The organism is Lysinibacillus sp. NPDC093190 (assembly GCF_050280425.1).
GTDB lineage: Bacteria > Bacillota > Bacilli > Bacillales_A > Planococcaceae > Lysinibacillus.
In genome coordinates this window covers 79,306-105,074 of sequence record NZ_JBNNVG010000006.1, presented here as the reverse complement: position 1 = coordinate 105,074, position 25,769 = coordinate 79,306, and the positions used below count along the sequence as shown (strand labels likewise).

At 34.0% G+C, this 25,769-nt stretch carries 22 protein-coding genes and 2 pseudogenes; 17 read left to right on the top strand and 7 right to left on the bottom strand.

Annotated features, from left to right (window positions below):
• Positions 1-49 precede the first annotated feature (49 nt).
• Both topB and ACQKOF_RS07195 read left to right on the top strand, forming a co-directional pair.
• A complete protein-coding gene (topB, locus tag ACQKOF_RS07200) occupies positions 50-2,182 on the top strand; it encodes a DNA topoisomerase III (protein WP_427554968.1) in 2,133 nt (710 codons plus the stop codon).
• Between the two features lie 13 nt (positions 2,183-2,195).
• A pseudogene (locus ACQKOF_RS07195) lies at positions 2,196-2,566 on the top strand (topoisomerase C-terminal repeat-containing protein); the annotation flags it as partial.
• A 525-nt stretch (positions 2,567-3,091) separates the two neighbouring features.
• Here ACQKOF_RS07195 and ACQKOF_RS07190 read toward each other — a convergent pair.
• Entirely contained in the window at positions 3,092-3,502 is a 411-nt protein-coding gene (locus tag ACQKOF_RS07190; protein ID WP_427554966.1) for a hypothetical protein, read from the bottom strand.
• A 105-nt stretch (positions 3,503-3,607) separates the two neighbouring features.
• On the opposite strand from ACQKOF_RS07190, the gene ACQKOF_RS07185 reads away from it, so the two are divergent.
• From ACQKOF_RS07185 to ACQKOF_RS07155, 7 genes are all read left to right on the top strand, one after another.
• Positions 3,608-4,204 carry a bifunctional ornithine acetyltransferase/N-acetylglutamate synthase gene (locus tag ACQKOF_RS07185; protein ID WP_427555116.1) on the top strand — a complete coding sequence of 199 codons (597 nt, stop codon included), beginning with the start codon at positions 3,608-3,610 and terminating at the stop codon, positions 4,202-4,204.
• A 1,079-nt stretch (positions 4,205-5,283) separates the two neighbouring features.
• The gene (locus ACQKOF_RS07180) at positions 5,284-5,715 is read left to right on the top strand and encodes a MarR family winged helix-turn-helix transcriptional regulator (protein ID WP_427554964.1); all 432 of its coding nucleotides are present in this window, start codon (positions 5,284-5,286) and stop codon (positions 5,713-5,715) included.
• Between the two features lie 70 nt (positions 5,716-5,785).
• A complete protein-coding gene (locus ACQKOF_RS07175) occupies positions 5,786-7,549 on the top strand; it encodes an ABC transporter ATP-binding protein (protein WP_427554962.1) in 1,764 nt (587 codons plus the stop codon).
• Positions 7,542-9,371 (top strand): ABC transporter ATP-binding protein, encoded by a 1,830-nt coding sequence (locus ACQKOF_RS07170; RefSeq protein WP_427554960.1) that lies wholly within the window; start codon positions 7,542-7,544, stop codon positions 9,369-9,371. The genes ACQKOF_RS07175 and ACQKOF_RS07170 overlap by 8 nt, the downstream gene beginning before the upstream one ends.
• 255 nt (positions 9,372-9,626) lie before the next feature.
• Positions 9,627-9,773, top strand: a complete 147-nt coding sequence (locus ACQKOF_RS07165; protein ID WP_427554958.1) for a hypothetical protein — start codon at positions 9,627-9,629, stop codon at positions 9,771-9,773.
• Between the two features lie 240 nt (positions 9,774-10,013).
• Entirely contained in the window at positions 10,014-10,496 is a 483-nt protein-coding gene (yiaA, locus tag ACQKOF_RS07160) for an inner membrane protein YiaA (protein WP_427554956.1), read from the top strand.
• A gap of 3 nt (positions 10,497-10,499) precedes the next feature.
• Complete coding sequence (locus tag ACQKOF_RS07155) at positions 10,500-10,565, top strand: DUF4256 domain-containing protein (protein ID WP_427470346.1); 66 nt, start codon at positions 10,500-10,502, stop codon at positions 10,563-10,565.
• Positions 10,566-10,765: 200 nt separating this feature from the next.
• On the opposite strand, the gene ACQKOF_RS07150 is transcribed toward ACQKOF_RS07155, so the two are convergent.
• Positions 10,766-11,230, bottom strand: coding sequence for a hypothetical protein (locus tag ACQKOF_RS07150; RefSeq protein WP_427554954.1), 465 nt, complete (start codon positions 11,228-11,230; stop codon positions 10,766-10,768).
• A 572-nt stretch (positions 11,231-11,802) separates the two neighbouring features.
• Here ACQKOF_RS07150 and ACQKOF_RS07145 point away from each other — a divergent pair.
• The 6 genes and pseudogenes from ACQKOF_RS07145 (at position 11,803) to ACQKOF_RS07120 (ending at position 17,372) form a co-directional block, all read left to right on the top strand.
• Positions 11,803-12,988, top strand: a pseudogene (locus ACQKOF_RS07145) (M20 metallopeptidase family protein).
• Between the two features lie 55 nt (positions 12,989-13,043).
• The gene (locus ACQKOF_RS07140; RefSeq protein WP_427554952.1) at positions 13,044-14,069 is read left to right on the top strand and encodes a methionine ABC transporter ATP-binding protein; all 1,026 of its coding nucleotides are present in this window, start codon (positions 13,044-13,046) and stop codon (positions 14,067-14,069) included.
• Entirely contained in the window at positions 14,066-14,719 is a 654-nt protein-coding gene (locus ACQKOF_RS07135; protein ID WP_427554950.1) for a methionine ABC transporter permease, read from the top strand. Before ACQKOF_RS07140 ends, ACQKOF_RS07135 begins: the two co-directional genes overlap by 4 nt.
• An 18-nt stretch (positions 14,720-14,737) precedes the next feature.
• Positions 14,738-15,559, top strand: a complete 822-nt coding sequence (locus ACQKOF_RS07130) for a MetQ/NlpA family ABC transporter substrate-binding protein (RefSeq protein WP_427554948.1) — start codon at positions 14,738-14,740, stop codon at positions 15,557-15,559.
• Between the two features lie 240 nt (positions 15,560-15,799).
• Positions 15,800-16,528: a DUF2087 domain-containing protein gene (locus ACQKOF_RS07125; protein WP_427554946.1), complete on the top strand. Its 729-nt coding sequence runs from the start codon at positions 15,800-15,802 to the stop codon at positions 16,526-16,528.
• Between the two features lie 121 nt (positions 16,529-16,649).
• Positions 16,650-17,372 carry an SDR family NAD(P)-dependent oxidoreductase gene (locus ACQKOF_RS07120; protein ID WP_427554944.1) on the top strand — a complete coding sequence of 241 codons (723 nt, stop codon included), beginning with the start codon at positions 16,650-16,652 and terminating at the stop codon, positions 17,370-17,372.
• A gap of 374 nt (positions 17,373-17,746) precedes the next feature.
• Here the strand turns inward: ACQKOF_RS07120 and ACQKOF_RS07115 are convergent, their stop codons facing one another.
• Positions 17,747-18,478: a MerR family transcriptional regulator gene (locus ACQKOF_RS07115; RefSeq protein ID WP_427554942.1), complete on the bottom strand. Its 732-nt coding sequence runs from the start codon at positions 18,476-18,478 to the stop codon at positions 17,747-17,749.
• Positions 18,479-18,904: 426 nt separating this feature from the next.
• Here ACQKOF_RS07115 and ACQKOF_RS07110 point away from each other — a divergent pair, with 426 nt between their 5' ends.
• Positions 18,905-19,999, top strand: a complete 1,095-nt coding sequence (locus tag ACQKOF_RS07110) for a DUF418 domain-containing protein (RefSeq protein WP_427554940.1) — start codon at positions 18,905-18,907, stop codon at positions 19,997-19,999.
• Positions 20,000-20,100: 101 nt separating this feature from the next.
• On the opposite strand, the gene catA is transcribed toward ACQKOF_RS07110, so the two are convergent.
• The 3 genes from catA to ACQKOF_RS07095 all read right to left on the bottom strand — a co-directional run bounded on the left by catA (position 20,101) and on the right by ACQKOF_RS07095 (position 22,944).
• On the bottom strand, positions 20,101-20,754 hold the full coding sequence (gene catA / locus ACQKOF_RS07105) for a type A chloramphenicol O-acetyltransferase (RefSeq protein WP_427554938.1): 654 nt from the start codon (positions 20,752-20,754) through the stop codon (positions 20,101-20,103).
• Positions 20,755-21,161: 407 nt separating this feature from the next.
• Positions 21,162-21,683 carry a GrpB family protein gene (locus ACQKOF_RS07100; protein ID WP_427554936.1) on the bottom strand — a complete coding sequence of 174 codons (522 nt, stop codon included), beginning with the start codon at positions 21,681-21,683 and terminating at the stop codon, positions 21,162-21,164.
• Between the two features lie 169 nt (positions 21,684-21,852).
• On the bottom strand, positions 21,853-22,944 hold the full coding sequence (locus ACQKOF_RS07095; RefSeq protein ID WP_427554934.1) for a helix-turn-helix transcriptional regulator: 1,092 nt from the start codon (positions 22,942-22,944) through the stop codon (positions 21,853-21,855).
• Between the two features lie 483 nt (positions 22,945-23,427).
• Here ACQKOF_RS07095 and ACQKOF_RS07090 point away from each other — a divergent pair, with 483 nt between their 5' ends.
• Positions 23,428-25,086, top strand: a complete 1,659-nt coding sequence (locus tag ACQKOF_RS07090; protein WP_427554932.1) for a M28 family peptidase — start codon at positions 23,428-23,430, stop codon at positions 25,084-25,086.
• A gap of 135 nt (positions 25,087-25,221) precedes the next feature.
• Here ACQKOF_RS07090 and ACQKOF_RS07085 read toward each other — a convergent pair whose 3' ends face one another.
• Positions 25,222-25,767, bottom strand: a complete 546-nt coding sequence (locus ACQKOF_RS07085; protein WP_427555114.1) for a WYL domain-containing protein — start codon at positions 25,765-25,767, stop codon at positions 25,222-25,224.
• Positions 25,768-25,769 lie beyond the last annotated feature (2 nt).

Below are 25,769 nucleotides of genomic sequence, written 5' to 3'. Positions count from 1 at the left end.
ATGTTTTTATATAAACTACTAAAATATTTTAAAGAAGATGTGATGATTAATGGGGAAAATCGCTATTTTAGCAGAGAAACCATCTCAAGCAAGAGCTTATGCTGATGCATTTAAAATTAAACTAAAAGAAAAAAACTTTATTGAATTAGAGCCTTGTCCAACATTTCCTGATGGTGCTGTAATAAGTTGGGGAATTGGTCATCTTGTGACGTTAAAAGAACCCAAGGAATATAAAAAAGAATGGGAAAATTGGTCACTTGATTCATTACCTATTATCTTAGATAGGTATGAAGATAAAGTAGTAAGTAATATGTATACGCAGTTTAATGCTGTAAAAAAGATTTTTCAAGATCCTCAAGTGACAATGATTTATAATGCTTGCGATGCCGAACGTGAGGGATCAAATATTTTTTATTCAATTTATAAAATGACGAATGTAAAGAAGCCTGTGAAACGCTTATGGATAAACTCATTAGAAGTTGATGAAATTCGTAAAGGCTTTAATAATATGCAAAGCAATGAACGCGATTTACTAATGTATCAAGAAGCAAAAACACGTCAAATTAGTGACTGGCTTGTCGGAATGAACTGTAGTCGGTTGTATACGTTGCTGCTACAACAAAAAGGATTTAAAGGCAGTATATCAATTGGTCGAGTACAATCGCCAACAGTTTATTTAATTTATAAAAGACTACAAGAAATCGAAAATTTTAAACCTGAAAACTTTTATGAGGTTGAAGGCGTATTCAAGGCGCAAAATGGTGTTTATAAAGGAAAAGCGAAAATAAAGACAAAGGTAAAAGAAGAAGCAGAGCAGCTATTATACCAGCACGATATTCAACCAATCGATACAGGACAAATTGTGAACGTTACAAATAAAACAAAGCGCGTTCAGCCACCAAAGTTGCATGCATTATCAACTCTTCAGGCCACAGCCAATAAACGTTGGAAATATAGTCCGGCGCATGTGTTAAAGTTGACGCAATCGCTGTACGAAAAAAAATTAGTATCGTATCCACGTACTGATTCGCAGCTCATTACACAAAATGAATTCGAATACTTAAATAATGCTTTACCAAGATACCAACAGCTTATTGGACAGGAGTTTGCACCAGTTCTGAGAGGCCAAAATAAACGCTATGTTGACAGCTCAAATGTCGGAGAACACTATGCAATTATTCCGACGAAAAAAATTCCTAGTGAAAAAGCATTGCAATCAATGCCTACTGATGAAAGAAATATATATTTTGAAATAGTCAATACAACATTAGCGATGTTCCATCAAGATTATGAATATGATGAAAAAACGATACTAACAAACGTGAAAAATTTAGAGTTTAAATCGATTGGGAAAACAGAGCTTGTGAGAGGCTGGAAAGCGCTTTTTTTCAATGAAAAAGAGTCTCAAAATAAGGACGAGGTATTGCCTATAGTATCCCAAGGTGAAATCGTGCAAAGTAAGGTCGATATCATTGAAGGCACAACAACACCTCCAAAACCCTATACCGAAGGGCAGTTAATTACGATGATGAAAACATGTGGTAAATCAGTTGAGGATGAAGAGGAAATCGAGGTGCTGAAATCGATTGAAGGTATTGGTACAGAAGCAACTCGGAGTGGCATTATAGAGACGATTAAAAAGCATGGATTTATTGAAGTACGAAAAAACATAGTGAGCATTATGCCTAAAGGGGAGCTTTTATGTCGGGCAATTGAAGGGACATTACTTTCAAGTCCATCTATGACTGCAAAATGGGAAATTTACTTAAATAAAATTGGTCGTGGGGAAGGCTCTGCTAAACATTTTATTGAAAGCATAGGCAAGTTTATTAATCAATTAATAGCGGAGGTGCCTAAACAATTAGAGTCGCTCACCATTGAAGCTGAGCAGTTTAAACCAGCTGCTGTGAAAGATATTGTGACATGTCCGACATGTAAAGTAGGAAAAATAGGTTTGCGTAAAAGCTTTTACGGTTGTTCGAATTATAAAAATGGTTGTAAGCAAACGTTCCCAGAAAGACTATTAGGAAAAAAACTAACTGAAAAGAACATTAATGATTTATGTAAGATTGGTAAAACAGCTGTGGTTAAAGGGTTTAAATCAAAGAATGGTAAACAATTTAATGCGTCACTCCGTTTGGTAGAAGGGAAAATTGAATTTGAGTTTAATGAAAAGTGGTAACGGAAGAGATTTTTTTACCGTCAATGCTGTTCAGACGATTAAAAAAAGTGAAGATGTGACACTTAGCAAAGTAACGCGAGCGAAGAAGAAATTTGAAGTAGTAGGGAATGTCAGAGCGTGATCGAAGGACAAAAAGGCTTTGGCTGGAGTAACTGGAAAAAGGGCTGTAAGTTTGTCATTTGAAAAAACGATAAATTTTTACCCACTATGAAGAAAAAGCCTACTAAAACAATGGTTAAGAAATTGCTAACCGATGGAACGGTATTGGTAAAAGGCTTAACGAGTAAGAATGGCAATAAATTTGATGCTATTCTGAGATATGAAAAAAACACAGATAACGAATACTTTAGCTGGAAGATGGAGTTTGTAGGAAATAAGGATTAAAATTAAAATTAAGTAAAGTAATTTTGAATCTTTTATGAATTAATTCTCCTTTACCTTAAACATTTTTTTATTAAATGAAGTTTTTCTCAACCTAATGAACTTCCAAGTAGAAAAGAAAATCCTTTGTATTTTTATAATTTCCATTTATGTAGGGGTTTTAGCAAATCTCCTTGCTGATAAGTTAAAAAACTATGATGGTTCACTGTTAATATTGAGGGTTGCCTGTCGTACAGGTGTCTTTCCTAGTATTTTTGAACAAGACTTATATAAATTATGGGGAAAAGAATAGGATTTTGTTTAGTTAAACGAATCTATGTTTGCAAGATCATCGGGAAGTAGGGAAGCTTATTTTGCTTAATGACATTATACAAAATTAAATAGCAACTACTAAATAAAGCAGTGGTTGCTATTTGAGATAAGCTATTTGTTCCTACTTCCTATTTTGGTGGTAATTCTTCAAAAATAGATTCTTCTGTGACCAATATTTTCAATCTATTTAATGCTGTTCGTAAATTGTTAAGTGCATCAACTGAGTTTTTCCCAATTGTATATATATCCAATTGCATCTCCGTTATTTGTAGGTTTTTTAATTCTATTACCAACCTTTGCATTTATTGTTAATACTTCAACACCTAGAGAACTAAGTACTTTTTCTGTACCTAAAATATTTTTTAAAATTCCTGTTTTAGGTGAAGTAATAGCACACCATGCTGAACCAGTACTAGGTTTTCGAGATAACTCTAATTGCTCACCCATAGCTAATTTTATAACCTCTTTTATAGGGTTAATACCTATAGAATCCTCAATCATTTTCGAGATGAATCTACCACCTAACCGTGGATTGATTTCCACAATTTTAGGACCTTCTTTAGTTAAGCGAACCTCTGTATGGCAAGGACCATGTGAAAATTCAATAGCATTAATCGCATTTTTCACAATGGAGGTAACAGATTCCTCAATTGGCTTTGATAAAATGTAAGGAAAGGAGCATTCACATTCTACAAAATTCGGCCATCCAGTTAACCCTTTTGAGATGCAGAAATCCCCTCAGATATTTTACAAGTAATTTTTAAAGAAGCAATTAACAAATCATTTAACATGGTAAGTATTGATACTGATACTAGTACAAGTGACACAGTAGCAATTATAGCAAATGGATTAGCGGGGAAAGTTGACATAATTCAATTTAAAGAAGCTCTAATTAAAATGAGCATTGATTTGGCAAAGGAAATTGCACGTGATGGTGAAGGAGCTACAAAGTTGGTTGAGGTTACTGTAAATGAGTCATCAAGCTTTTCACAAGCTAAAAAAATTGCCAAAAGTATTGTAAATTCTCCACTTGTAAAAACAGCGATTTTTGGGAGAGACCCAAACTGGGGACGCATAGCAATGGCAATTGGAAAATGCGAAGATGAATTAGATCTTAATCCTGAAAACATCTCTATTTATTTTGGTGAAACACTAATTTATAAGGGGAAACCAATAGATTCTGACAACTTAACTTTGATCCAAAATTACCTTGAGAATTCTGACATAAAAATAAAGGTATCACTTGGATTAGGAAATCAAGAAGCTACTGTTTGGGGTTGCGATTTGTCATATGATTATGTAAAAATTAATGGTTCTTATACAACGTAAATAATTTACATAACCATATTTATTAAATAGATATTATTATTATAAAATCAATTATTGAGTCATATTGCCATCTCGGGTGTTTATCGCAAAAAAGTGCAGACATTGTGCGATGTATTTGTACAGAGGCTAGCACTTTTTTTTATGCCGTAAAAAACTTGCCTGTCCCCCCAAAGTCACTCTACCGTAAAGGTGCCGCGTCTCATCAGTGAAGGAATGTGAAAGGATGCTAGCAATATCTGAAGCTAATTGTATCAAAAACTTTTAAGCAACGAAAAAGGAATGTTCATTAGCCAAATAGGAATCCATTAGCGATAAATTGGCGAACAGCAAATATGGAGATGAAGATCAACTCCCTTAAAGAAAAATTTTATAAAAGCAGTAAATCCGTATAAGGAAAGATGACAGTAAATCAAATTTGGGGAATCTTTCTGACACTTTTGTAGATTTAGAACATTAAAGATCCCGTGTTTGGAGTAATAAATATTATATTAGCTTATTACTTTTGCAATGTGCAATTGGACTTTTCTTGCAGTAAAAAAATATTAAAATTCTAACCCCTATATGCTTTTAAAAAAACAGCATCGAAAATATAGAGGCTATTTAAATTTTAATAGCTAATTTTTTAGGCAATTCAAAGGAGGGGGAATTTGGAACCGATTTTACCGGGTTAGAAGGAGTACCAGTTTAATGTAGGTCGGAATTTTGTCTTCAAAAGTATGTCGGTTTTAAAAACGTACTCGGGCTTAGAAAAGCAAAAATGTACATTGTTATTTTGACATTTTTAAGCATACTTTATTTCAAAGCAACATGAATCGAGTGCAGTTTTTTATGTTGAAAGCAAAACCACTTTTTTTATTACTTGTAAGTGGTTTTGCTTTTTTGTTGAATTTTTTGCAGACACTATGGCAAAATGAATACGAAGATAAATCTGAACACGATCCATCTTTCACCTAAGGGCATAACCATCTTTACGAATAAAATTATGTATTGAGTTAAATACGACATGCTCCACTAGGAACACTATAATCTAGTTTATAAATACTAAAGTAGTTAGCACGCTAACAGATTGGGGTAGAAAATTGAGCAAAAAGAGATCAGTTGGATTAGAGTTGCGTACATTATCGCTTTTAATGAGAAGACAATTGGATCATTCACTAATGGAAAAAGATAACCTTACTGCCATGCATGGTTGGACGATTAGTTATCTTTGCAAAAACCAAGATAAAGATGTGTTTCAAAAGGATTTTGAAAGAGACTTTTCTATTCGTAAATCAACAGCATCTAGAATACTAAAGGCTATGGAAAGTAATGGTTTGATTACAAGACAATCTGTTCCCTACGATTCAAGACTTAAAAAAATTGTCTTAACAGAAGATGCGCTGAAAATACATGACGGTATTATGACTCGTAGAACAATCCTTGAACAAAAATTACTATCAGGTATCCCGGAAGAGAAACTTGACGTTTTTTTTGAAGTAATGGATGCTATGAAAGAAAATATAGTATCTTGAAGAAGATGCTATTTTGAAGTTTTATAACTATATAGTTAGCATGCTAACTATATTGAGGAGGACTGCAAAGATGTTGAAAATATTTAAATACTTAAAACCAAAAGAATGGACGCTAATCGTAGCCAGTATTGTGTTCATTGTAGGGCAAGTTTGGCTAGATTTGAAGTTGCCGGATTATATGGCTAAAATTACGACCCTTGTACAAACTGAGGGCAGTAAAACGAGTGAGATATGGACAGCTGGAGGGAAGATGCTTTTATGTGCCCTTGGCAGTATGATTTTGGCAATCATTGTGGGTTATTTTGCAGCAAGGGTAGCAACATCTCTTTCAAAGGAATTGCGAAAAGGAGTATTTAAAAAAACTCTATCTTTCTCTATGGAGGAGATTAATGGTTTTTCAATCGCAAGCCTAATTACTCGTTCTACTAATGATATAACGCAAATACAGCAAACTGTTGCAATGGGTCTTCAAGTTATGATCAAGGCTCCTATCCTTGCAACATGGGCTATTTTGAAGATCATGGGGAAAAGTTGGGAGTGGTCAGCGGCAACAGGAGTAGCTGTCATTGTTTTACTTATTTTGATAGGTAACCTAATCATCTTTGTGCTACCGAAATTTAAAGTCGTTCAAAAATTGACAGATAATCTTAACCGAGTAACAAGAGAAGGGTTAACTGGTATTCGTGTTGTTCATGCATATAACGCACAAGGGTATCAGGAAGAAAAGTTTGAAAAAGTAAATAACAATTTAACTGATACAAATCTTTTTGTGAACCGCCTTATGGCCCTTATGCAGCCGGGGATGGGTCTAATTATGTCGGGTTTAACTCTTTCAATCTATTGGATTGGAGCGCATTTAATTAATAATGCAGCGGGTATGGATAGAATTGGTAAGTTTAGTGATATGGTCGTATTTTCATCTTATGCAATGCAGGTAGTTATGGCATTTATGTTATTATCAATGACATTCATTTTGCTACCGAGGGCAGCAGTATCTGCAGCACGTATTAATGAAGTACTAAATACACCTCAGACAATTATTGATGGAGAAATAAAATCGTCGCCTAAGGGAATCGAAGGTGAAATCGAACTGCGTAATGTTAGTTTTAAATATCCTGATGCAGAAGACTATGTTTTAAAGGATATTAGCTTTACAGCACATAAAGGCGAAACTGTTGCATTTATCGGTTCTACGGGTAGTGGTAAGAGTACGCTAATTAATTTAATCCCAAGATTTTACGATGCTACTGAGGGAGAGGTATTAGTCGACGGCATTAATGTGAAAGAATATGCACAAGAAGCTCTTTATAATAAGCTTGGCTACGTTTCTCAAAAAGCCGTATTATTTTCAGGTACGGTAAAATCTAATGTTGCCTACGGTGATAACGGCCAGACTTCATCCACAGATGAGGAGATCAAAAAAGCTGTGGAAATTGCCCAAGGGCAAGAGTTTGTGGAGAAAATGGATGGCGAATATGATGCGACTATTGCCCAAGGTGGTACAAATCTTTCAGGGGGACAAAAACAACGTCTTTCTATTGCAAGAGCTGTGAATAGAAATCCAGAAATCTTTATTTTTGATGACTCGTTCTCTGCCCTAGATTATAAAACAGACCGTCAACTTCGTTCTACATTGAAAAAAGAGACGAAAGGTGCAACCTCTTTGATTGTGGCGCAGCGAATTGGAACGATTAAAGATGCTGATAAAATTATTGTTCTTGATGAAGGTAAAATCGTTGGTATGGGGAAACATAGTGAATTATTGAAAACTTGTAACACTTATCAGGAAATCGCCTATTCGCAGCTATCGAAGGAGGAGTTGGAAAATGAGTAAAACACAAACAAATAAGCCCCGAAGAGGTCCTGGTGGTCCAGGTCATATGATTGCTCCTGGAGAAAAGCCAAAGAATTTTAAAAAGCCTATGGGCAAGTTGATTGCCTATTGTAAACCTTATTTACCAGCGATCATCTTTGCCATTGTATTGGCAGTTGCAGGAACAATTTTCACGATCATTGGACCCAATAAGCTGAGTGAGATCACCGATTTGATAATGGATGGCATGACTGGTGAGATTGATATTACGGCAATAGGTAAAATTGGTCTGTTACTTGCTATTTTGTATGGATTGAGCTTTGTATTCAATTATATTCAGGCGTTTATTATGGCTACTATTACGCAGCGAGTTTCCAAAAGGTTACGTTCAGATATTTCGAACAAAATTGATAGATTACCATTAAAATACTTTGACTCTACAACCTACGGAGATGTGTTAAGTCGTGTCACGAATGATGTGGATATGATTGGACAGTCTCTAAACCAAAGTATTGGTTCGTTAGTGACAGCGGGAGTTATGTTCTTTGGATCTTTGATTATGATGTTCTATATTAATGTTACGATGGCACTTTCTGCCATTGCTGCAACTTTCATTGGATTTGTATTCATGACCTTTATTATATCCAAATCTCGAAAGTACTTCGTTCGTCAGCAGCAGGACCTTGGTAGAATAAATGGCCATATTGAAGAAATCTATTCAGGGCATAATGTCATGAAGGTTTATAATGGTGAAAAAGCGGCCACGCAAGAATTTAACGAAATCAATGAAAGTCTTTTTAATAGCGCTTGGCGAGCACAGTTTATGTCAGGGATGATGATGCCACTCATGATCTTTATTGGAAATTTAGGTTATGTTGTTGTGTGTGTAGTAGGTGCTGCATTAGTAGTGAAAGGTTCTATAACATTTGGTGTTATTGTTTCATTTATGGTGTATATCCGCTTATTTACGCAGCCGTTGTCTCAATTAGCACAGGCCGCTACAAGTTTGCAGTCAACTGCCGCAGCAAGCGAACGTGTATTTGAGTTCTTACAAGAAGAGGAGCTTAAAGATGAAAGTGATAAGAAAGTCACTTTAGATGCTAAAGATGTAAAAGGTAATGTAGAATTTAAAAACGTTAAGTTCGGATATACGAAAGAGAAACTTATTATTAAAGATTTTTCTGCTCATATAGAAGCCGGTCAAAAGGTGGCCATCGTCGGACCTACTGGGGCTGGTAAAACAACGCTTGTTAATCTTCTTATGCGTTTCTATGAAGTAGACAGTGGGGAAATCATGATTGAGGATGTATCGACTAATTCAATTACTCGGAAAAATGTTCACGACTTATTTTGCATGGTGCTGCAAGATACTTGGCTTTTCGAAGGTACCATTAAGGAAAATATCATTTATAACAAAGAACATGTAACCGATGAAGAAGTAGTTGCCGCTTGTAAGGCGGTAGGTTTACACCACTTTATTCGAACGTTGCCAAAAGGTTATGATACAGTTTTAAATGATAATACAAGTTTATCTGTAGGACAGAAACAGCTTATTACAATTGCAAGGGCAATGGTTAAAAAAGCACCATTGCTTATCTTAGATGAAGCTACTAGTTCCATTGATACGCGTACTGAAGCACTTATTCAAAAAGCAATGGATAAATTGATGGTGGGCAGAACATCATTTGTCATTGCGCATAGACTTTCAACAATCAAAAACGCCGATTTGATTTTAGTTATGAAAGACGGAGATATTATTGAAAGTGGAAATCATGAAGAGCTAATTGCAGAAAAAGGATTCTATGCGGATCTTTATAATAGTCAGTTTGAGGATGCTTCTTAAAATTGAAATTATTAATGGTTGTAGGGAATTTGCAACATATTGCTTTCGACTAGGGCTGAATGAAACTTAGTAAAAAAGATTGAAAAAAATCACCTCGTGTTGGAGGTGATTTTTTTGTTGGATATTTATGTTAAAATGGATTTAAATTTTGTGAAGAAATGTAGTTAAACTAAAACTGCGCAGGATAGTTCAGCAAAAGTTTGGGAATCAAAACAAATCAAAACAATAGAAAGAGACCAAAGGGGGTATTTCTAAATGAATAATAACTTTATTGAAAACATTCAATCCTGTTATTCTGACCTTTCCATTGAAGACTTTTATCTTAATGAAATTGGACAGAACAATGATGTGTTAATTGTAAAAAAATCTTTGGCTCCTATTCTGAATCCAATTCTTATTTAAGCTTTACACTCATATCTCATGCAGGACTAAGACAAAGCCGATTCCGGACGAGGCATAATTGATCGCGGAAACCTAATGGTTGTGAAGTTATGTTCTTCATGCTAATGAGCATATATTTTAATAACGAAGGTCGTTTTTTCTTGTTCAACTTATTGGCAGGTTAGTTTTGCAAAGAAGGTGCACTACAGTGTCTCTGGTGCTCCATTTTTATTAGATTAAAAGATGGAGGCGAAAAATTGAATGTCCAATGATAATGAAGTTTTATTAGATAAAGAAAAACGAAATGATTTAAATGTGAAGGAAGAAAGGAAAGTAGATAGGAAAGAAGGAGAACCGACTTCAGCCTTCAAAGGGGCTTCGTGGGCAGCGCTATTAGTAGGTGTTGCGTCTTATCTTATAGGTTTGTTTAACGCAACTATGCAATTGAACGAAAAGGGATTTTACTTTGCGGTTTTAGTATTCGGACTTTATTCGGCGATATCTTTACAAAAAGCAGTTAGAGATAAAGATGAGGGAATACCAGTTACTAATATTTATTATGGTATTAGTTGGTTCGCACTTATTGTATCTATTGCATTAATGGCCATCGGTTTATACAATGCAGGTAGTATTGTTTTAAGCGAAAAAGGATTTTTTAGTATGGCATTTGTTCTTAGTTTATTTGCAGCTATAACAGTTCAAAAGAATATAAGAGATACACAGAGGGCAAGAGAAAGAGGTTGAGTTATGTACCACAATGGAGCAGAATCCTACTATGCTGCAAGGAGTTTCCTTGGCTCGTTAAGGGTATAATAGCGACTAAAAGATACACATTTTAGATCAAGTGGAAGTACAAAAAATCAATTAACCAAAAAAGCCAATCATTGTTATTTAATGATAAAAGGTTGATATACGGATTTAACGAAGCAAAACCATCTATTAACAAGGCGGAGTGAATGTATGATTCGCCCTAAATGCTCTGAATCTGTATGAAAAAGTAACTGAAAAAAACCTTATTGAATAAGGTCTCTCCAGATATTTTTGGTTTTATATTCTTTTGAGTGTGTAACTTCTTCTCCGAACCACGATGGAGGTGTGAATTCTTTTGCTTGTTGCTCGCTTTCGAATTCTATTTCGGCTACAACTAACTCTGGGTTTACGAAGATATCGATCATTAAATCGTGTCCTTTGTAATCGAAGAATCTTCGGTGCTTTTCTACACCAGGCTTTAATGCTAGTTTGTCTAAATCACCGAAAGCTTCTTTGCTGATATTGAATTTGATTTCATTTCGAATCATACCGCTTCCGCTTTTGTAGGACATATCAAATTTCTCGATACCCCCTTCGACCTGTTTTCGAATTCTTACTTCTTCCATCCCGTGCACTGTTAGGTAATTTTGATAAACTGTCTTTGTTTCAAACGGAATCATTCCCTTTGGAAGTTCATCGATTAAAAACTTGCGTTCAATTTCTTGCAAAATGATTACCTCTCAATATTAATTTATAGTTACTACAACGGAACCTTTATGTACTTTTAATTAAGAAATTATATCTATGTATTGTAATTCATTATAAACCAAAAATATTTTTAATTAATAGGCTCTGATAAAAGTTCCCTTAAAAAATGTGGGTTTTCTTGATTAAAGTAGGCTTTGTTTGCTCGGAATCATAGAAAAAGCCAAGAAACGTTAATTTAACAGTGTTTCTTGGCTTTTTGTATTCCTAAATGATCAATTGGATTAAATTATTTAATAAATCTGGTAACCCCCTCAAATCGAACAAACTGCGTACGAAGTTGAGTGCAATAAGATGCAAGTCGAAATAAAACTGCTTATAAAAGCTCGATAGGTAAAGACTAATAATCACTTTATCACTGTAGAATAGAAAGACTGCCATCTGGTATCGATATTTAATCTGGGCTAGGTGGCTGTTTCATTTAATGAATGAATATAAAATAAAAACATAGTTGACTTATCGGTTTTATATGTTTAAAATCGTATTAATTGTTCGAATATATTGAATGATTAACTAATAGGAGGAGGGTTAAGGAATGACAATTGAAACACTGACAAAAGAGTTGAGCGGCTTATTTGAAGAGATTGTAGAAAATCGTCGCTATTTACATCAAAACCCAGAGCTTTCTTTTCAAGAAGAAAAAACATCTCGCTTTATAGCGGATACATTAAACAGTTATGGAATCTCTGTTCAGGAAAACGTTGGTGATAAAGGTGTAGTCGGATTTATTCAAGGTAGAGAACCGGGAAAAACGATTGCATTTCGAGCAGATTTTGATGCCTTACCGATCGAGGATCAAAAAGAAGTTACATATAAATCTACAGTGCCTGGCGTTATGCATGCCTGTGGACATGATGGACATACAGCTGCCTTACTAGCAGTCGCAAAGGTTCTTCAAAAACATAAGGACCGTATTCATGGAACAGCTAAATTTATTTTCCAACCAGCAGAAGAAAAACCACCAGGTGGGGCGAAATTTATGATTGAAGATGGGGTTTTAGATGAAGTGGATTATGTTTTCGGTGCACATGTAGCGACAGACATTCCCATTGGCAAGCAGTCAACTGCTTCAGGGGCAATAATGGCCTCAGTTGATGCTTTTACGATTAAGATTTTCGGTAAAGGCGGGCACGGAGCTCGACCACATGAAACGAAGGATTCAATTATTGCGGCAACTCATCTTGTTCAACACCCAACACCTACAACAAATTGTTAGTCGTCGTATTAATCCAACAGAAGCGGCAGTTGTAACGGTTGGAAGTATACATGCTGGAAATGCCTTTAATGTAATTGCAGACTCTGCTGTTTTAGAAGGAACTGTTCGTGCATTAAATAAAGACGTTCGTGCGCAAATTGAAAAGGAAATTCTAGCAATTTTAGAAGGGCTAAAGATTACTAATTATATAGAGTTTGAATTAGATTACCTACATGGTTATCCAGTACTTGTTAATCCAGTAGAAGAAGCTGCACTTGTGGAACAATTCATTAAAGAGCAATTTGGAGAGAGTGCTTTTATTCAGAAAGAGGCGGTGTTAGGAGCGGAAGATTTTGCTTACTATTTACAAGAAAAACCCGGTAATTTCTTTTATGTAGGCGCTCGTAATGAAGATCCAAATACACAATATCCGCACCATCATCCAAAATTTGATTTTGATGAAAGAGCACTACTAAATACAGGGGAAATATTCTTAAAAATCGCCAATCATTTCTTGATCGATTAATTTCTGAGAACTATGTGATTAACTTAGTGGCAAATTTATCTGGAGGAATGACACCTTGATTGTCTTTAAACATATCGTAAAAGAATTTTATCAAAAGAAAAAGAAAATAGTCGCTTTAAATGAAGTTTCTCTAGAAGTTCAGAAAGGCGATATATTCGGGATTATTGGCTATAGTGGAGCGGGTAAAAGTACATTAATTCGGATGGTAAATGGTTTAGAAAATCCGACCTCTGGACAAATCATCGTAGACGGCAAGGATATTCAAAAATTAAGTCCGAATGAGAAAATACTAAATAAGAAGAAAATTAGTATGATTTTCCAACATTTTAATTTACTAGAGTCAAAAAATGTTTTTGATAATGTCGCTTTGCCATTAAAACTACGGAATGAAAGTAAAGAAGACATCGATAGAAAAGTGAAGGAGATGCTTTCATTTGTAGGGTTAGAAGATAAAGAAAAAAATTATCCGAGCCAACTTTCTGGAGGTCAGAAACAACGCGTTGGAATTGCGCGTGCACTTGTCACAAATCCTGAAATTTTATTATGCGATGAAGCAACCTCTGCACTTGATCCTAAAACGACGAAATCGATTTTAGCATTGTTAAAACGAGTCAATGAACAGTTTAATATAACTATTCTATTAATTACACACGAGATGGAAGTTATTCGTGACCTTTGTAATAAAGTAGCTGTGATGGAAAATGGTCAATTAGTTGAGACAGGAAATGTAATTCAAGTGTTCGGTCAGCCGAACCAACAGACTACTAAAGATTTTGTAGAAACGGTTATTCCGAACAAAATTCCAAAAGACCTATTGGATTTTTATCAAAAAAATCAACAAACGTATACGTTATTACGGCTAAAGTTTTTAGGAGAAAATACGGCTAGTTCGTTATTATATCAACTAAATAAACGTTTCAATCTTGTAGAAAGCAATATTGTCTTAGCCAATGTTACAGAACTAGAGGGAACTACTTTAGGCATCTTTACTATCGCTTTTTCTGCAAATGAGCCAATCATTCAAGAAATTAAAGCATTTATTAAAGAGTTTAATGTCATCGTAGAGGATGTGAAAATATGAATCGGATTTCCCCGGATATTATTTGGCAGGCCGTGATCGAAACCGTTTATATGGTTTCTGTATCATTATTAATTGGAACGTTATTAGGGCTACCACTTGCACTATTTCTAGTACTTACAAGGCCGAATGGTATTAAAGAAAATAAAATTGTTTATTTCATCTTAAATTCAATTATTAATATTATTCGTTCATTACCGTTTATTATTTTGCTCGTAGCGATCGTTCCGTTCACACGCTTAATTGTTGGAAAAACATATGGTACAGAGGCAGCGATTGTTCCGCTAATTATTTATATTGCGCCATTTATTGCACGATTAGTGGAAACATCTCTATTAGAAGTTAATCCTGGAATTATCGAATTAGCAAAATCATTAGGTGCAAAGCCTTTACAAATTGTACGACATTTTTTAATCCCTGAAGCACTTGCTTCTATTATATTAACGCTAACAACCGCAACAATTGGATTGATTGGCGCAACCGCGATGGCTGGTACAGTTGGGGGCGGTGGTATAGGGAATTTAGCCATATCATACGGTTATCAACGTTTTAATACATTTGTCATTATTTTAACTGTCGTTATTTTAATTATTATTGTGCAACTTATCCAATCACTCGGCAGTTATTTAGCAAAAAAAATTAGACATCAATAAAAAAGGGGTCTTACGTTTATGAAAAAGTATATTTCAGCATTTTTTCTATTATCGCTTGCCATTTTTTTAGTAGCTTGCGGAAATTCAGATTCAAGCTCATCAGATAATAAGAAAACAATTAAAGTCGGCACATCACCTGGGCCTTATAGTGAATTATTTTTAAAAGCTGTAAAGCCAATTTTAGAAGATAAAGGATATAAAGTAGAAGACACAGAATTTACAGATTTGCGACAAGCGGATGTTGCATTAGCAGATGGTGGCATAGATTTAAACGTGGACCAACATACAGCTTATATGAACAATTTCAATAAGGAAAGTGGCTCATCCCTTGTTTCTTTAACAGCTGTTCCAACAGTACCAGCAGCTTTGTTCCCTGGTAAAAAGAAATCATTAGATGACGTTAAAAAAGGCAACGTAATTGGTATTCCACAAGATCCATCAAATGCAGCTCGTGCATATGCAATTTTACAAAAAGCAGGTTGGATAAAAATTAAAGAGGGTATAGATCCAATTCAAGCAACAGCACAAGATATCGTTGAAAATAAATATGAGTTGGAAATTAAAGAAATGGAATCGGCTCAAATCCCACGTACATTAGAAGACTTGGATTATGGTGTAATCCCAGGAAGTATCGTATATTCTTCAGGGATTGATGCGAAAAATGCAATATTGCAAGAAGATGTTGTGAAAAATTACGAATTAGTAGCAGTAATAACTGAAAAAAATAAAGATACCGATTGGGCAAAAGCAGTAAAAGACGCCTATAATTCTCAAGAGTTTAAAAAGTACATGGATGACAATAACAAAGATAACTATTGGTTTATCCCTAAAAATGATTAATTCTAGTGTAATCAGTATTTATTGCTAGAAATTCTCTAGTGCTAAAAGATTTTGTATAAAAAATTGATATGTCCTTCGTTTCTTTTAAGATGCTTTACCTAGAGGAATCTATTTTGATTGATTATTGTCAAAATGGATTCTTCTTTTTGTTTTCGAATAAACAAATGGCATCTATGTTTACGAATAAATAAACTTATTGTATATTGTTTATTGAATGATAAACACAGAGAGGTTTTGTTTATGAATATAAGTGATTTGACAATAGAGGAAATATCGAAGGGATATGTAAACACAGGTGATGGCTATGAATGTATCTTTTGTAAAGAAATATTTGATGCCGAAGAAGTGTTCAAAATAGATAATCGATTTTTTACGGCTAAAAAAGCTATGCAACTCCATATCGAGAATGAACATATCTCTGTGTTTGAAGCGTTACTTCAATTAGATAAGAAGTATACAGGGCTATCAGATATCCAAACCGAATTGCTGATGCTATTCGCAACAGGGGCGCCGGATAAGGAAATTGTTAATAGCACTTCTGCAAATAGCATTTCAACAATTCGACAGCATCGATTTAAATTAAAAGAAAAAGAAAAACAAGCAAAAATTTTTCTGGCAATTATGCAGGCTTTAGAAACAACAAAAGTATACGAGCCAATTCATAAGGGGGCGACACAGATGGATGAGCGTTATGCGATTACAGTAGATGAGAAAGAAAAAGTATTAGCGACGTATTTTAAAAATGGCTTAGAGGGTCCTATTGAAAGTTTTCCAAGTAAGGAAAAACGAAAAATAATTTTACTGCAACACATTGTAACGAAGTTTGAGGTAGGGCATAAATATAACGAAAAAGAAGTAAATGAGATATTAAAGCCAATTTATAACGATTATGTATCAATAAGAAGATACTTAATTGAATATGGTTTCCTAGATCGAAGTGACGATTGTACAACGTATTGGGTGAAATAACTTTAAAATGAACGAGCATAGGTAATTTCTAGTACTCGAATATTTCCATAAATCACATTAGTTGTTGCTATTTTTTATATTAACTATACTTACGTTGTAGTTATATAGAAAGGGTGATTGGATGAGTAAGAACTTTATTATATTTGGGGCAAGCCAAGGATTAGGTGATGCATTTGTAAAGGGTTTACCAACAAAAGGGGATACAGTATGGGTGGTGTCACGCACACGACCAAGTAGTTTAGATATAAATGATGGCGTAAACCGTAAATGGCTGGCTATTGATTTATCTAGTCAACAACATATTCCTGCTTTAAAAGAAGCTTTAAAAGGCGTTGCTATGGATGTATTAATTTACAATGTTGGAGTATGGGAAAAGCGTGGTTTTGAAGATGACTATACGTTTGATAACGATGAAGTTGGGGATATTGCAAACTTAATTAATATTAATTTAACTTCCACAATTACATATATTCAGGCGCTATTACCTAATTTAAGACAGGCGGAAAATGGAAAAATAATTTTAATTGGATCGACAGCAGGTTTAGATCATACGAATAATGCGCAAGTTTCGTTTGTGACATCTAAATTTGGCTTACGAGGCATTACAAATGCTTTACGAGAGCATGTGAGAAAAGATAAGATCGCTGTAACGTGTATTAATCCAGGAGAACTTGCTGCTGAAGTACCTTTTGAAGAAGGGGCTGAAAAAGCAATTAAGTTGTATGAAGGTACACGTATTCCTGTACAAGATATTGTAGCCATTGTCCAATGTGTGATTAATTTATCACCAGTTTCATGTGTGAAGGAAATAAATATTCCTGCTATTACAGATATGAATGTATAATTCAGTATAAAAAACAGCTCGCATGTTGAACGATTCTGTTCAATATGTGAGCTTTTTAAAATGGTATTTATTTCACAATTATTTTCTTTGAGTTTTACATATCAATATATTTATAATCCCATTTCGATTCATTGAATAAAAGTTGCAGCACGGAGTTCTTCTGTTCTGATTGAGTCTTGAATGATAGGAGCTCGTAATGTAGTTTAGTACGAAGATTACTACTTACGACGTGCAAACGCAACACATTTGATTGTAAATGAGCTCGAGCAAAATTCTTTGCCTACTGCAATTTTTGTAATAAAACATTCTCTATGCATGTGGTTTATATTCTAATAAATTTAACTTCATTCAGCAATAAATGATACCGATTAGCCTTAATTTTTATCACTTTTTTCGGGAATTAGAATTTCTAACTCTAGAATATTACTATTAGTAAAAATGCCGCTTGAGAGCTCCATTACATAGATAGGGGTATTTTTCTTGTCGATAATGGATAATATTTGTTCCTCAAATTCATCATCAGATTCACCTAAAATAAATATAGAACTATATTTACCTTCATTCATGATGAAATCAGCTTTATGTTCTGTTTTTATACACATATGATATTCATCTTCTTCAAAAACATAAATAATATCATTATAAAAAAATTGCTTTGATAATTGTAATGTTAAAAAATCTTTGGCCGATAAAGTTTCATTTGTTTTTAAAGTGACTATTTTTTCTAAATGACTTTTTTTTAAGTATTTTGTTGAATTTACTTTTTTGTTTGTAATATTTACATAATGATTATCAATTGCCTTTTTAATCTTTTGTAGTTTGTTTATTTCGTCTGAAAGTTCTTTTGATTTCGCTCTTAATAAACTCAAATAATCATTTTTTTCATACGTAGTTAAAACCTCTTTAATTTGTGCGATTGAAAGATTTAAGTTTCTCAACATTAATATTTGAGCAAGTTGATAAATTTCCTTTAGAGAATATTTTCGATATCTATTATTATCTGTGTAGGATGGAAATAAGAGCCCTTTTTCTTCGTAATATCGTATTTGATGATGACTGATATCAAATATTTTAGCCAATTGATTTATTGTAATTGTTTCATCCATAATATCCCTCTTCTCTAGATAAATATAAACTCTAGGGCTAGCCTAATGTCAAACAATAAACCTAAGATAAAACTTTAAACAGTTATCACTGATAATGAAAGGAATGGATATAAGAATTTGTAAGTATAAATTCCATGTGATAAAGCTAACGGATTTGCGGCGTGTGGGTTTTAGCATCTACCAGTGAATAATGGGCAAATGAATTGAGAGGTGGGCACAAACAAAAGTTGGTTTGACATTAGGTCAACCCTATAGTTTATAGTGATGATGTATTAAGAAGCGCGCAATAATCAAAAGTGTATAGATTTCTGATAAATAATGGTTTCATCAATATTTTAGTAGATATAAAAAGTCTGCAATATCTACAAAAGGATGTCCTAATATATTGAAAGAAGCCATTAATCGTGTACTTAAGGAGGAACATTTATGATCAAACAGTTACAATCTAGACGTATTGAAGGGCTAGATTTCGCTCGAGCCATAGCTATGTTTGGGATGCTTATAGTTAACTTTAAAATTATTATGGGAGCAGCAGGAAATGGGCCGGATTGGCTTATATGGTTTACTGGACTTTTCGAAGGCAGAGCGTCTGCTACTTTTGTTACGCTGGCCGGTATCGGAGTTGCTTTGATGACAAGAAAAGCTAGAAATGGAGGTGACCTTTCTTCTATTAAAGAAAGTAGGATGAAATTATGGAAACGTTCCGCATTTCTTTTTATTCTAGGTTTACTTTTATATGTTGCAGATTGGACTGGAGATATCCTCCATTATTATGGTGTTTATATGCTGATTGGATCATTTCTTATCGTAGCTTCTACAAAGCTCATGATCATCCTATCTAGTCTTTTTTTAATCACCTCACAAGTCTTACAAGTGTCAATGAATTATTTGAAAGGATGGCATCCAGAACAACCATTTATGGAATATTTTGATTTTTGGACAATAGAAGGTTTTATCAGAAATCTTTTGTTTAATGGGTATCATCCAGTATTCCCTTGGATATGTTTCTTTTTGCTTGGAATGATCCTTGGCAGATTTGATTTATCGAAGAAAGGTGTAAGAAAAAAATTGTTACTTATTTCTTTATTTTTACTCATCACAATAGAGGTACTTTCAAAAGTATTGATGCGACTATCTTTGTCGATATTAGATGTAAACAGTGCAGAATTCTTGTTTCAAACAGGGCCAATTCCACCAAACATTTTATATATCTTATCAAATTCCGCTTCTACGATAATTGTCATCGTCGCTTCTATTTATATCGCAGAAAAGTTTGCAGGACAATGGTTGATAAAATCACTTATTCAAACAGGACAATCAACTTTAACGCATTATGTAAGCCATGTATTCATCGGCGTTGGCATATTGGCTTTATTAAATAGGTTAGAAAACCAAACGTTAGCATTTTCATTATTATTTACAATATTATTTTTCGTAGCGAGTATTTTCTTTTCTGTTTTATGGAGCAAAAAATTTAAAAGAGGACCGATTGAATGGGTGATGAGAAAAATTACAAATTAGTAGCGGAAGTGATTTTTTGTTACATAAGGTAAGATTAGAAAGCGTTCCTGTAATAAGCAGGAACGCTTTCTACAAAAGAAGCAGGTTCTAGCGGAAAATATTCAATCTAATAACCAGCTATGGGATTCATCGGCATAACTCTGAAGGTAATTCATGAATAAGCCTGCATGATAACCATCACAAACAGCGTGGTGCATTTGTAAAGAAACAGGAAGATAAATAGCATTTTCCTTCTGCACAAATTTACCTGCAGTGATAATCGGTAAAAGGTAATTACCTCCATTACTAATGTTAAGGTTAAAACCAGTAAATGAACTCCATGGAATCATGGATATGTGAAAAATATTTTCTGGAATAGGGGATTTCGGAAATAAACTTATCCTACCGTTATATTTCTTTATATCACTTTCGTAATTCTGATGGAACTGTTTAAACTTATCCGATGTTGCTGTCCAAATGCTCGAAAATGTCTCGGATTCCTCATTAAAAATCGTGTAACTTGGATTTAGTTTTTCCCAATAACCTAATTCTCCTTGGCTATTAAAACACATTCTAAATGCAATATTGGTGTTGATAGCTTTTGTTACCATATATATGAATGTTGGATAAAACTTAAAATTATTATCTTTTATGTTTTTATGCAGAATACTAATATCTATTTCTGACGTCATACTAAATGTTGTTTGTTGGGTAATATAATGCTCAAAATACTCGTGTCGATGCCAGTTCTTTCGATCAATTTTATTGAAAATCATTATTATTTGCCTCCTAAATATTATTACTTTCTCAGTTGTGTTGATTCACCATTTTAATCCATTCGAATTAATTCGAAGATGCTGATTTCCGTTACGGGCTACTCGCTTTCCCGCGGGAGTCGAGTAGCCCTACGCTACAATCAGTTAAAAATGGGCATACATTTACAAAATATCAATAAAAAATTTTTTTATCGGTCAATAATAAACCTATATTTTTCCTAATCAACACGCCTGTTAATTTTTATTTAGGAGGCTATTTTCACTGCTTTTTTCATTCATTACACCCTTTTTATGAAATTGTCTGATAAGAAATTATATCCAATTTTTTGTTACTCAATATTCTATATCCTATATCCTTATAATAGTAAAGAGGGCTTTCGAGGACAGCCATTAAATGAACATTAATATTAACGGACAGTCCAATGCCATTTAATAGCATCTTTTTCAACGTTTTTAACAAAATCGTCTTTCCCGTCGCAATAGCCATCAATATCATTTGGATACTGCTTGGCAAGTTGGCTCTTTATTTCTCCATACTGCCTACAAACTTCGGGATGTTCTCGCAGGTAATCTCTAAATGCTAAATGTCTTCCAATTTCCTCAATGTTGCTATATTGAAAAGCGTGAATTTGATGTGTGCGATGATCGCCACCTTTACGGAAATATCTTCTTCCAGTTATCCCGAATTCGCCCTTAACTTCGTATCCAATCTCTTGAAATCGTTCGGAAAATGAATCCAATTTATGAATATCATTGACTACTAGTAAAATATCAATAATGGGTTTTGCTTTTAGACCTGGAACTGATGTACTTCCAATATGAAAACTATTCACCAATTCATCTTTAAGGATCGCCCTAATAGAACGTTCCTCTTTCTGATAGTCGCTGCTCCAATTGTGGTTATAATCTACAACTTTTATAATTCGCATTCAATACACCCCATTCTTTGATTTAACAAATTTTGTGCATTGTTACAGATTATAAAAAATTTAACGAAATGTCAATGATGCTTTTTGAAATCAAAGTGAGGATTTTTTCGTACGTGAAAATAAAAGGTGAAGAGCTATGTTGCAGCTCTTCACCACTATAAAGTCACCTTTACTCCTTATTTTTTTGTGTTGCTTTAATTAATTCTAAATATTGAGAATCCCCTAAACTATATTGAGGGAAGAGGTGCAGTAAGTTTCGAACGATTTCATGGTGAGATAGATGTTGATGTGTTTGAATATATTTTGTAATTTCGTTGTCGTTTTGCAAAAGTTCTAAATACAATTTGATTCCTTGATACATAACCGGCATCAACTCTAAATCTGGCATACGGTGGTCTACTAACACTGCTTTATATATTTCATAATAGCTGCCTAATGTTATTTCAGTTTCTTTCACATCATATGTTTGCTCTCTCACCGCATGATAGTAAATAGTGCCTTTGAATGATGTTTGTTCTAAATAAGCTAAGACCGTTATTAAATTCATTTGACAGAACATATCTTCACCAAACCAGAGAACGATACATTGATATTCTTTTGAAAATAAGGTCTTTTCAAGTGGTGTAACTGTAATAGCTTCGTAATCCGCAAGTGAGACTTGATGGCCAGTTGCTCGAATTTGTTTAAATGAGTCGCTAAAAATAGTTTTAAAGGTGTCGTGTACACACATCGCTTCATTAAAAGGTGCGTAATCACTCTTTCCCATTAATTGTTGAGAACTGAATTCTTCATACATCACTTGTCCATTTAGAACATTTAATACTTCGTGATCAAAATACGCATCCACACGGTTTTGTAACTCTTCAATTTTTAATTTTTTTGAAATGTCCATATAATAACCCCTCTCTTCATTCATAGTGAGTTTTACATATGATTGTAATGGTTCAGGACTTAAGCGAAAGGCATTGGGACTAACTCCAAATATCTCCTTGAAAGCTCGAGAAAATGCTTCTTGGGACGAGTAGCCATGTTTGATCGCTATTTCAATGATCCTTTCATCTGTTTCAGAAAGACTGATTGAAGAAAGATAGGTTTTTCTCAGGGTCATATAGCGTTTAATGCTAATGCCCGTTATTTGATGAAATTTAAAGGAACAATAGTAAGAAGAATAACCCATTGCTTCACTTAATTTCATCAGAGAAAAACCCTCAAACAGATGCTCTTCAATCCAATCAATCATATCTTGAATCATGTTGTTCATCATGTTTCACCCCTATTTTTAATTATAGTGAAGAATAAAAAGGTGTTTTGATGTTCGTTGTGCTTTTGAATGAATCGAACTGGATTCAACGATAAAGTATGTATGGTTCATCACCATAACGTAGGGTTGATTTCCGTTCCCAATACATGTATTAGTGTTTTCTTTTATTATCTCAAAATGTTAGTTAGGATTTTGAAATTTATGGGAAAATATGGTGAAGAAATTTATTGTTTGCCAACCTTCAACTAATTTGAAAGGCTTCTTTTGTTTATCTTTTTAGTATACTCTCTAGGTGATTTCTTCCCAACCCTTGTTTCAATGGAGATGTTTTTTAGTTTCCTTTTTGTAAATTGAATTATTTCTTGTCCATAAGAGATTTAGAATGAAATTGGATGATTGGAAAATAAATTAAAAATAAAACATATGATATGTCTAGGTGCCATGAAATTCGGTATTAAGTAAAAAGAATAAGGAGAGTAATAGGTGAAAAAAAGAAAACTGCTTATTTTTGCGATATTACTAGGATTGTTAACGCTATTTATAAGTTTTAGTCAATTTTTAAGTCCTTCTACAGAAGAAATGGGGGAAACTGAAAAGGATTTTTCATCAGAACGAGCTCTTGATTATTTAAAAGAAGTTGCAAAGGAACCGCATCCAATGGGCTCTCCTGCGAATAAAAAGGTCAGAGATTATATTGTCAAATACTTTCAAAATTTAGATGTGCCTGTTGAAATTCAATCAAAGCCCGTTAAGGATGTTAAAGATGAGAAGTATGCCGAAGAAACAGGTACAGCGACAGTTGAAAATATTATTGCGAAAATCCCGGGGACATCAGGAAATGACAATGCGATTTTATTAACAGCTCATTATGATTCTGTAACTGAGGCTCCTGGAGCGTCAGATGATGGCTACGGCGTTGCCACAATTATGGAGACAGCAAGAGCGTTAAAACAAATGCCGGCACCTAAAAACACAATCTATTTTGTGCTAACAGACGGTGAGGAGCCAGGTTTATTTGGAGCGAGGGCTTTTAAAGATCGAACAGATGTTATGAATAAAGTAAGCGTAATGTTAAATTTCGAAGCAAGAGGAAATACAGGGGTACCAATTTTGTTTGAAACGAGTTCAAATGATTTAAAGTTAGTGCAATTGTATAAAGAGACCGTTCCATACCCCGTAGCTTACTCATTTGCTTCTGAAATGTATAAAAGGATGCCGAACGATACAGATTTTACTGAATTAAAAGTGACAAAAAAATTAGGCTATAATTTTGCAAATATGAATGGATTAGAGGCATATCATGCGGAGATAGATCGTGTGGAAAATAGTGACGAGGGAACAATTCGTCACTTCGGGAGCTATGCTTTTCCTTTAGTGAAAAAGTATATGATGATGGATGCGAAAGAGTTTCAAGCCGTAGAAGAAAGTAAAAGTAATGCGATTTATTTCCCATTAATGAAAAAAACATTAATCGTGTATTCCGAAAAGGTTGTCATCCCATTGATGATTGTTTTACTTGGCTTAACAGCTGTAATATTCTTCTTCAGCTTTAAAAAGCAAGTGATACAAATTAAAGGTTTTGCTTTAAGTTTCTTTGCGATGATAGGTAGTCTTGTTGCTATTTTTATTTTCTATTTCCTGCTAATTCGTCTTTTAACTATCGTATTTTACAGTGAAATAAATGAATATAGTATGGTTATGTTTGGTACTTATGATTCGACAATTCTTACGTTGATGGTCTTACTCGCAGTTGTGTTCAGTTTCTTTTTTACGAAGTGGATTTCGAAAAAATACGGTACTATGAATTTCGCGATGAGTACGCAAGTTTTATGGATTGTATTGGCTGTGATAACTAGTCTTACGTTCAAAGGTGTTAGTTACGCATTTACGATTCCAGCGATCATTAGTTTGCTGTTGGTTTTACCAATCGTATTAAAATTAAATTGGGCGAAGGCTGTGTATCATTATGTAGTGGTTGCCGGATGGGTAGTCCCAAGTATTTTATTACTTGCACCAATTATGTATCAGATGTATGTTGCATTAACAATTAGTATAGCACCTATATTAGCCATTCTAACGGCAATTATTACATTCCCAATAGTAGCAATTGTGAATTGGTTAAAGGCGGAAGATGAGGCATAGCCGAATTTTATATAAAAGAGGAGAAAAGCGACTTCGTTTTTCTCCTTTTCTTTGTCAGAAAAAATTGATGGCTTATGCACAGTAGTTACTCAGCTGGATAACCCCACAAATTACATTGATGAACTACATGTTCAATTATAATTTTTGATAGTAATTGAATAGGTTCTCTACTTTATCCTGAATAATTTGTTTTAATGATTCAGGTTTCACTGAGATAACACTATGACCGAACCTCATAAAATAGTTAGCGATAAATTCCTCTTCTCCAGTATTATAAAATCCATTAATGACTGTTTTATTACCAATTTCTAATGTCATTGAGGGATATTGCTCTTTATAAAATAAATCCTTTGCTTGTGCTAAAATCTCAACTTCAAAGTTAATCCTCTTCTCGGATTGGTAAATTTCTAATGAACGACTAATAAGTTCATCTATAGAGAAGTGGGGAGTAAGTTCTTCCTCTTCCATAAAGATTATTCTATCACATCTAAAAACTCTATATTTATGTGTATTGAACTCTATTCCAGTGGCATACCATTGACCAAACCTAGCAGAAATTTTGAAAAATTGAACATGGTAGCTTTTTTGCTTGTCATTCTTTAAATATTGAATCTTACAGGTGTTTTCATTAAGAATGCTTTTTTCAATAAAGTTGAAGATACAGTACCAAAAAAAAGCCACCA

Bases quoted from the DNA above. Each gene is read 5' to 3' on its own strand.
- ACQKOF_RS07120 (WP_427554944.1), top strand. From the start codon at position 16,650: ATGAGTAAGAACTTTATTATATTTGGGGCAAGCCAAGGATTAGGTGAT.
- yiaA (WP_427554956.1), top strand. From the start codon at position 10,014: ATGTCCAATGATAATGAAGTTTTATTAGATAAAGAAAAACGAAATGAT.
- ACQKOF_RS07095 (WP_427554934.1), bottom strand. From the start codon at position 22,944: ATGAACAACATGATTCAAGATATGATTGATTGGATTGAAGAGCATCTG.
- ACQKOF_RS07135 (WP_427554950.1), top strand. From the start codon at position 14,066: ATGAATCGGATTTCCCCGGATATTATTTGGCAGGCCGTGATCGAAACC.
- ACQKOF_RS07125 (WP_427554946.1), top strand. From the start codon at position 15,800: ATGAATATAAGTGATTTGACAATAGAGGAAATATCGAAGGGATATGTA.
- ACQKOF_RS07115 (WP_427554942.1), bottom strand. From the start codon at position 18,478: ATGGATGAAACAATTACAATAAATCAATTGGCTAAAATATTTGATATC.
- ACQKOF_RS07170 (WP_427554960.1), top strand. From the start codon at position 7,542: ATGAGTAAAACACAAACAAATAAGCCCCGAAGAGGTCCTGGTGGTCCA.
- catA (WP_427554938.1), bottom strand. From the start codon at position 20,754: ATGATTTTCAATAAAATTGATCGAAAGAACTGGCATCGACACGAGTAT.
- ACQKOF_RS07130 (WP_427554948.1), top strand. From the start codon at position 14,738: ATGAAAAAGTATATTTCAGCATTTTTTCTATTATCGCTTGCCATTTTT.
- ACQKOF_RS07175 (WP_427554962.1), top strand. From the start codon at position 5,786: ATGTTGAAAATATTTAAATACTTAAAACCAAAAGAATGGACGCTAATC.
- ACQKOF_RS07110 (WP_427554940.1), top strand. From the start codon at position 18,905: ATGATCAAACAGTTACAATCTAGACGTATTGAAGGGCTAGATTTCGCT.
- ACQKOF_RS07165 (WP_427554958.1), top strand. From the start codon at position 9,627: ATGAATAATAACTTTATTGAAAACATTCAATCCTGTTATTCTGACCTT.
- topB (WP_427554968.1), top strand. From the start codon at position 50: ATGGGGAAAATCGCTATTTTAGCAGAGAAACCATCTCAAGCAAGAGCT.
- ACQKOF_RS07100 (WP_427554936.1), bottom strand. From the start codon at position 21,683: ATGCGAATTATAAAAGTTGTAGATTATAACCACAATTGGAGCAGCGAC.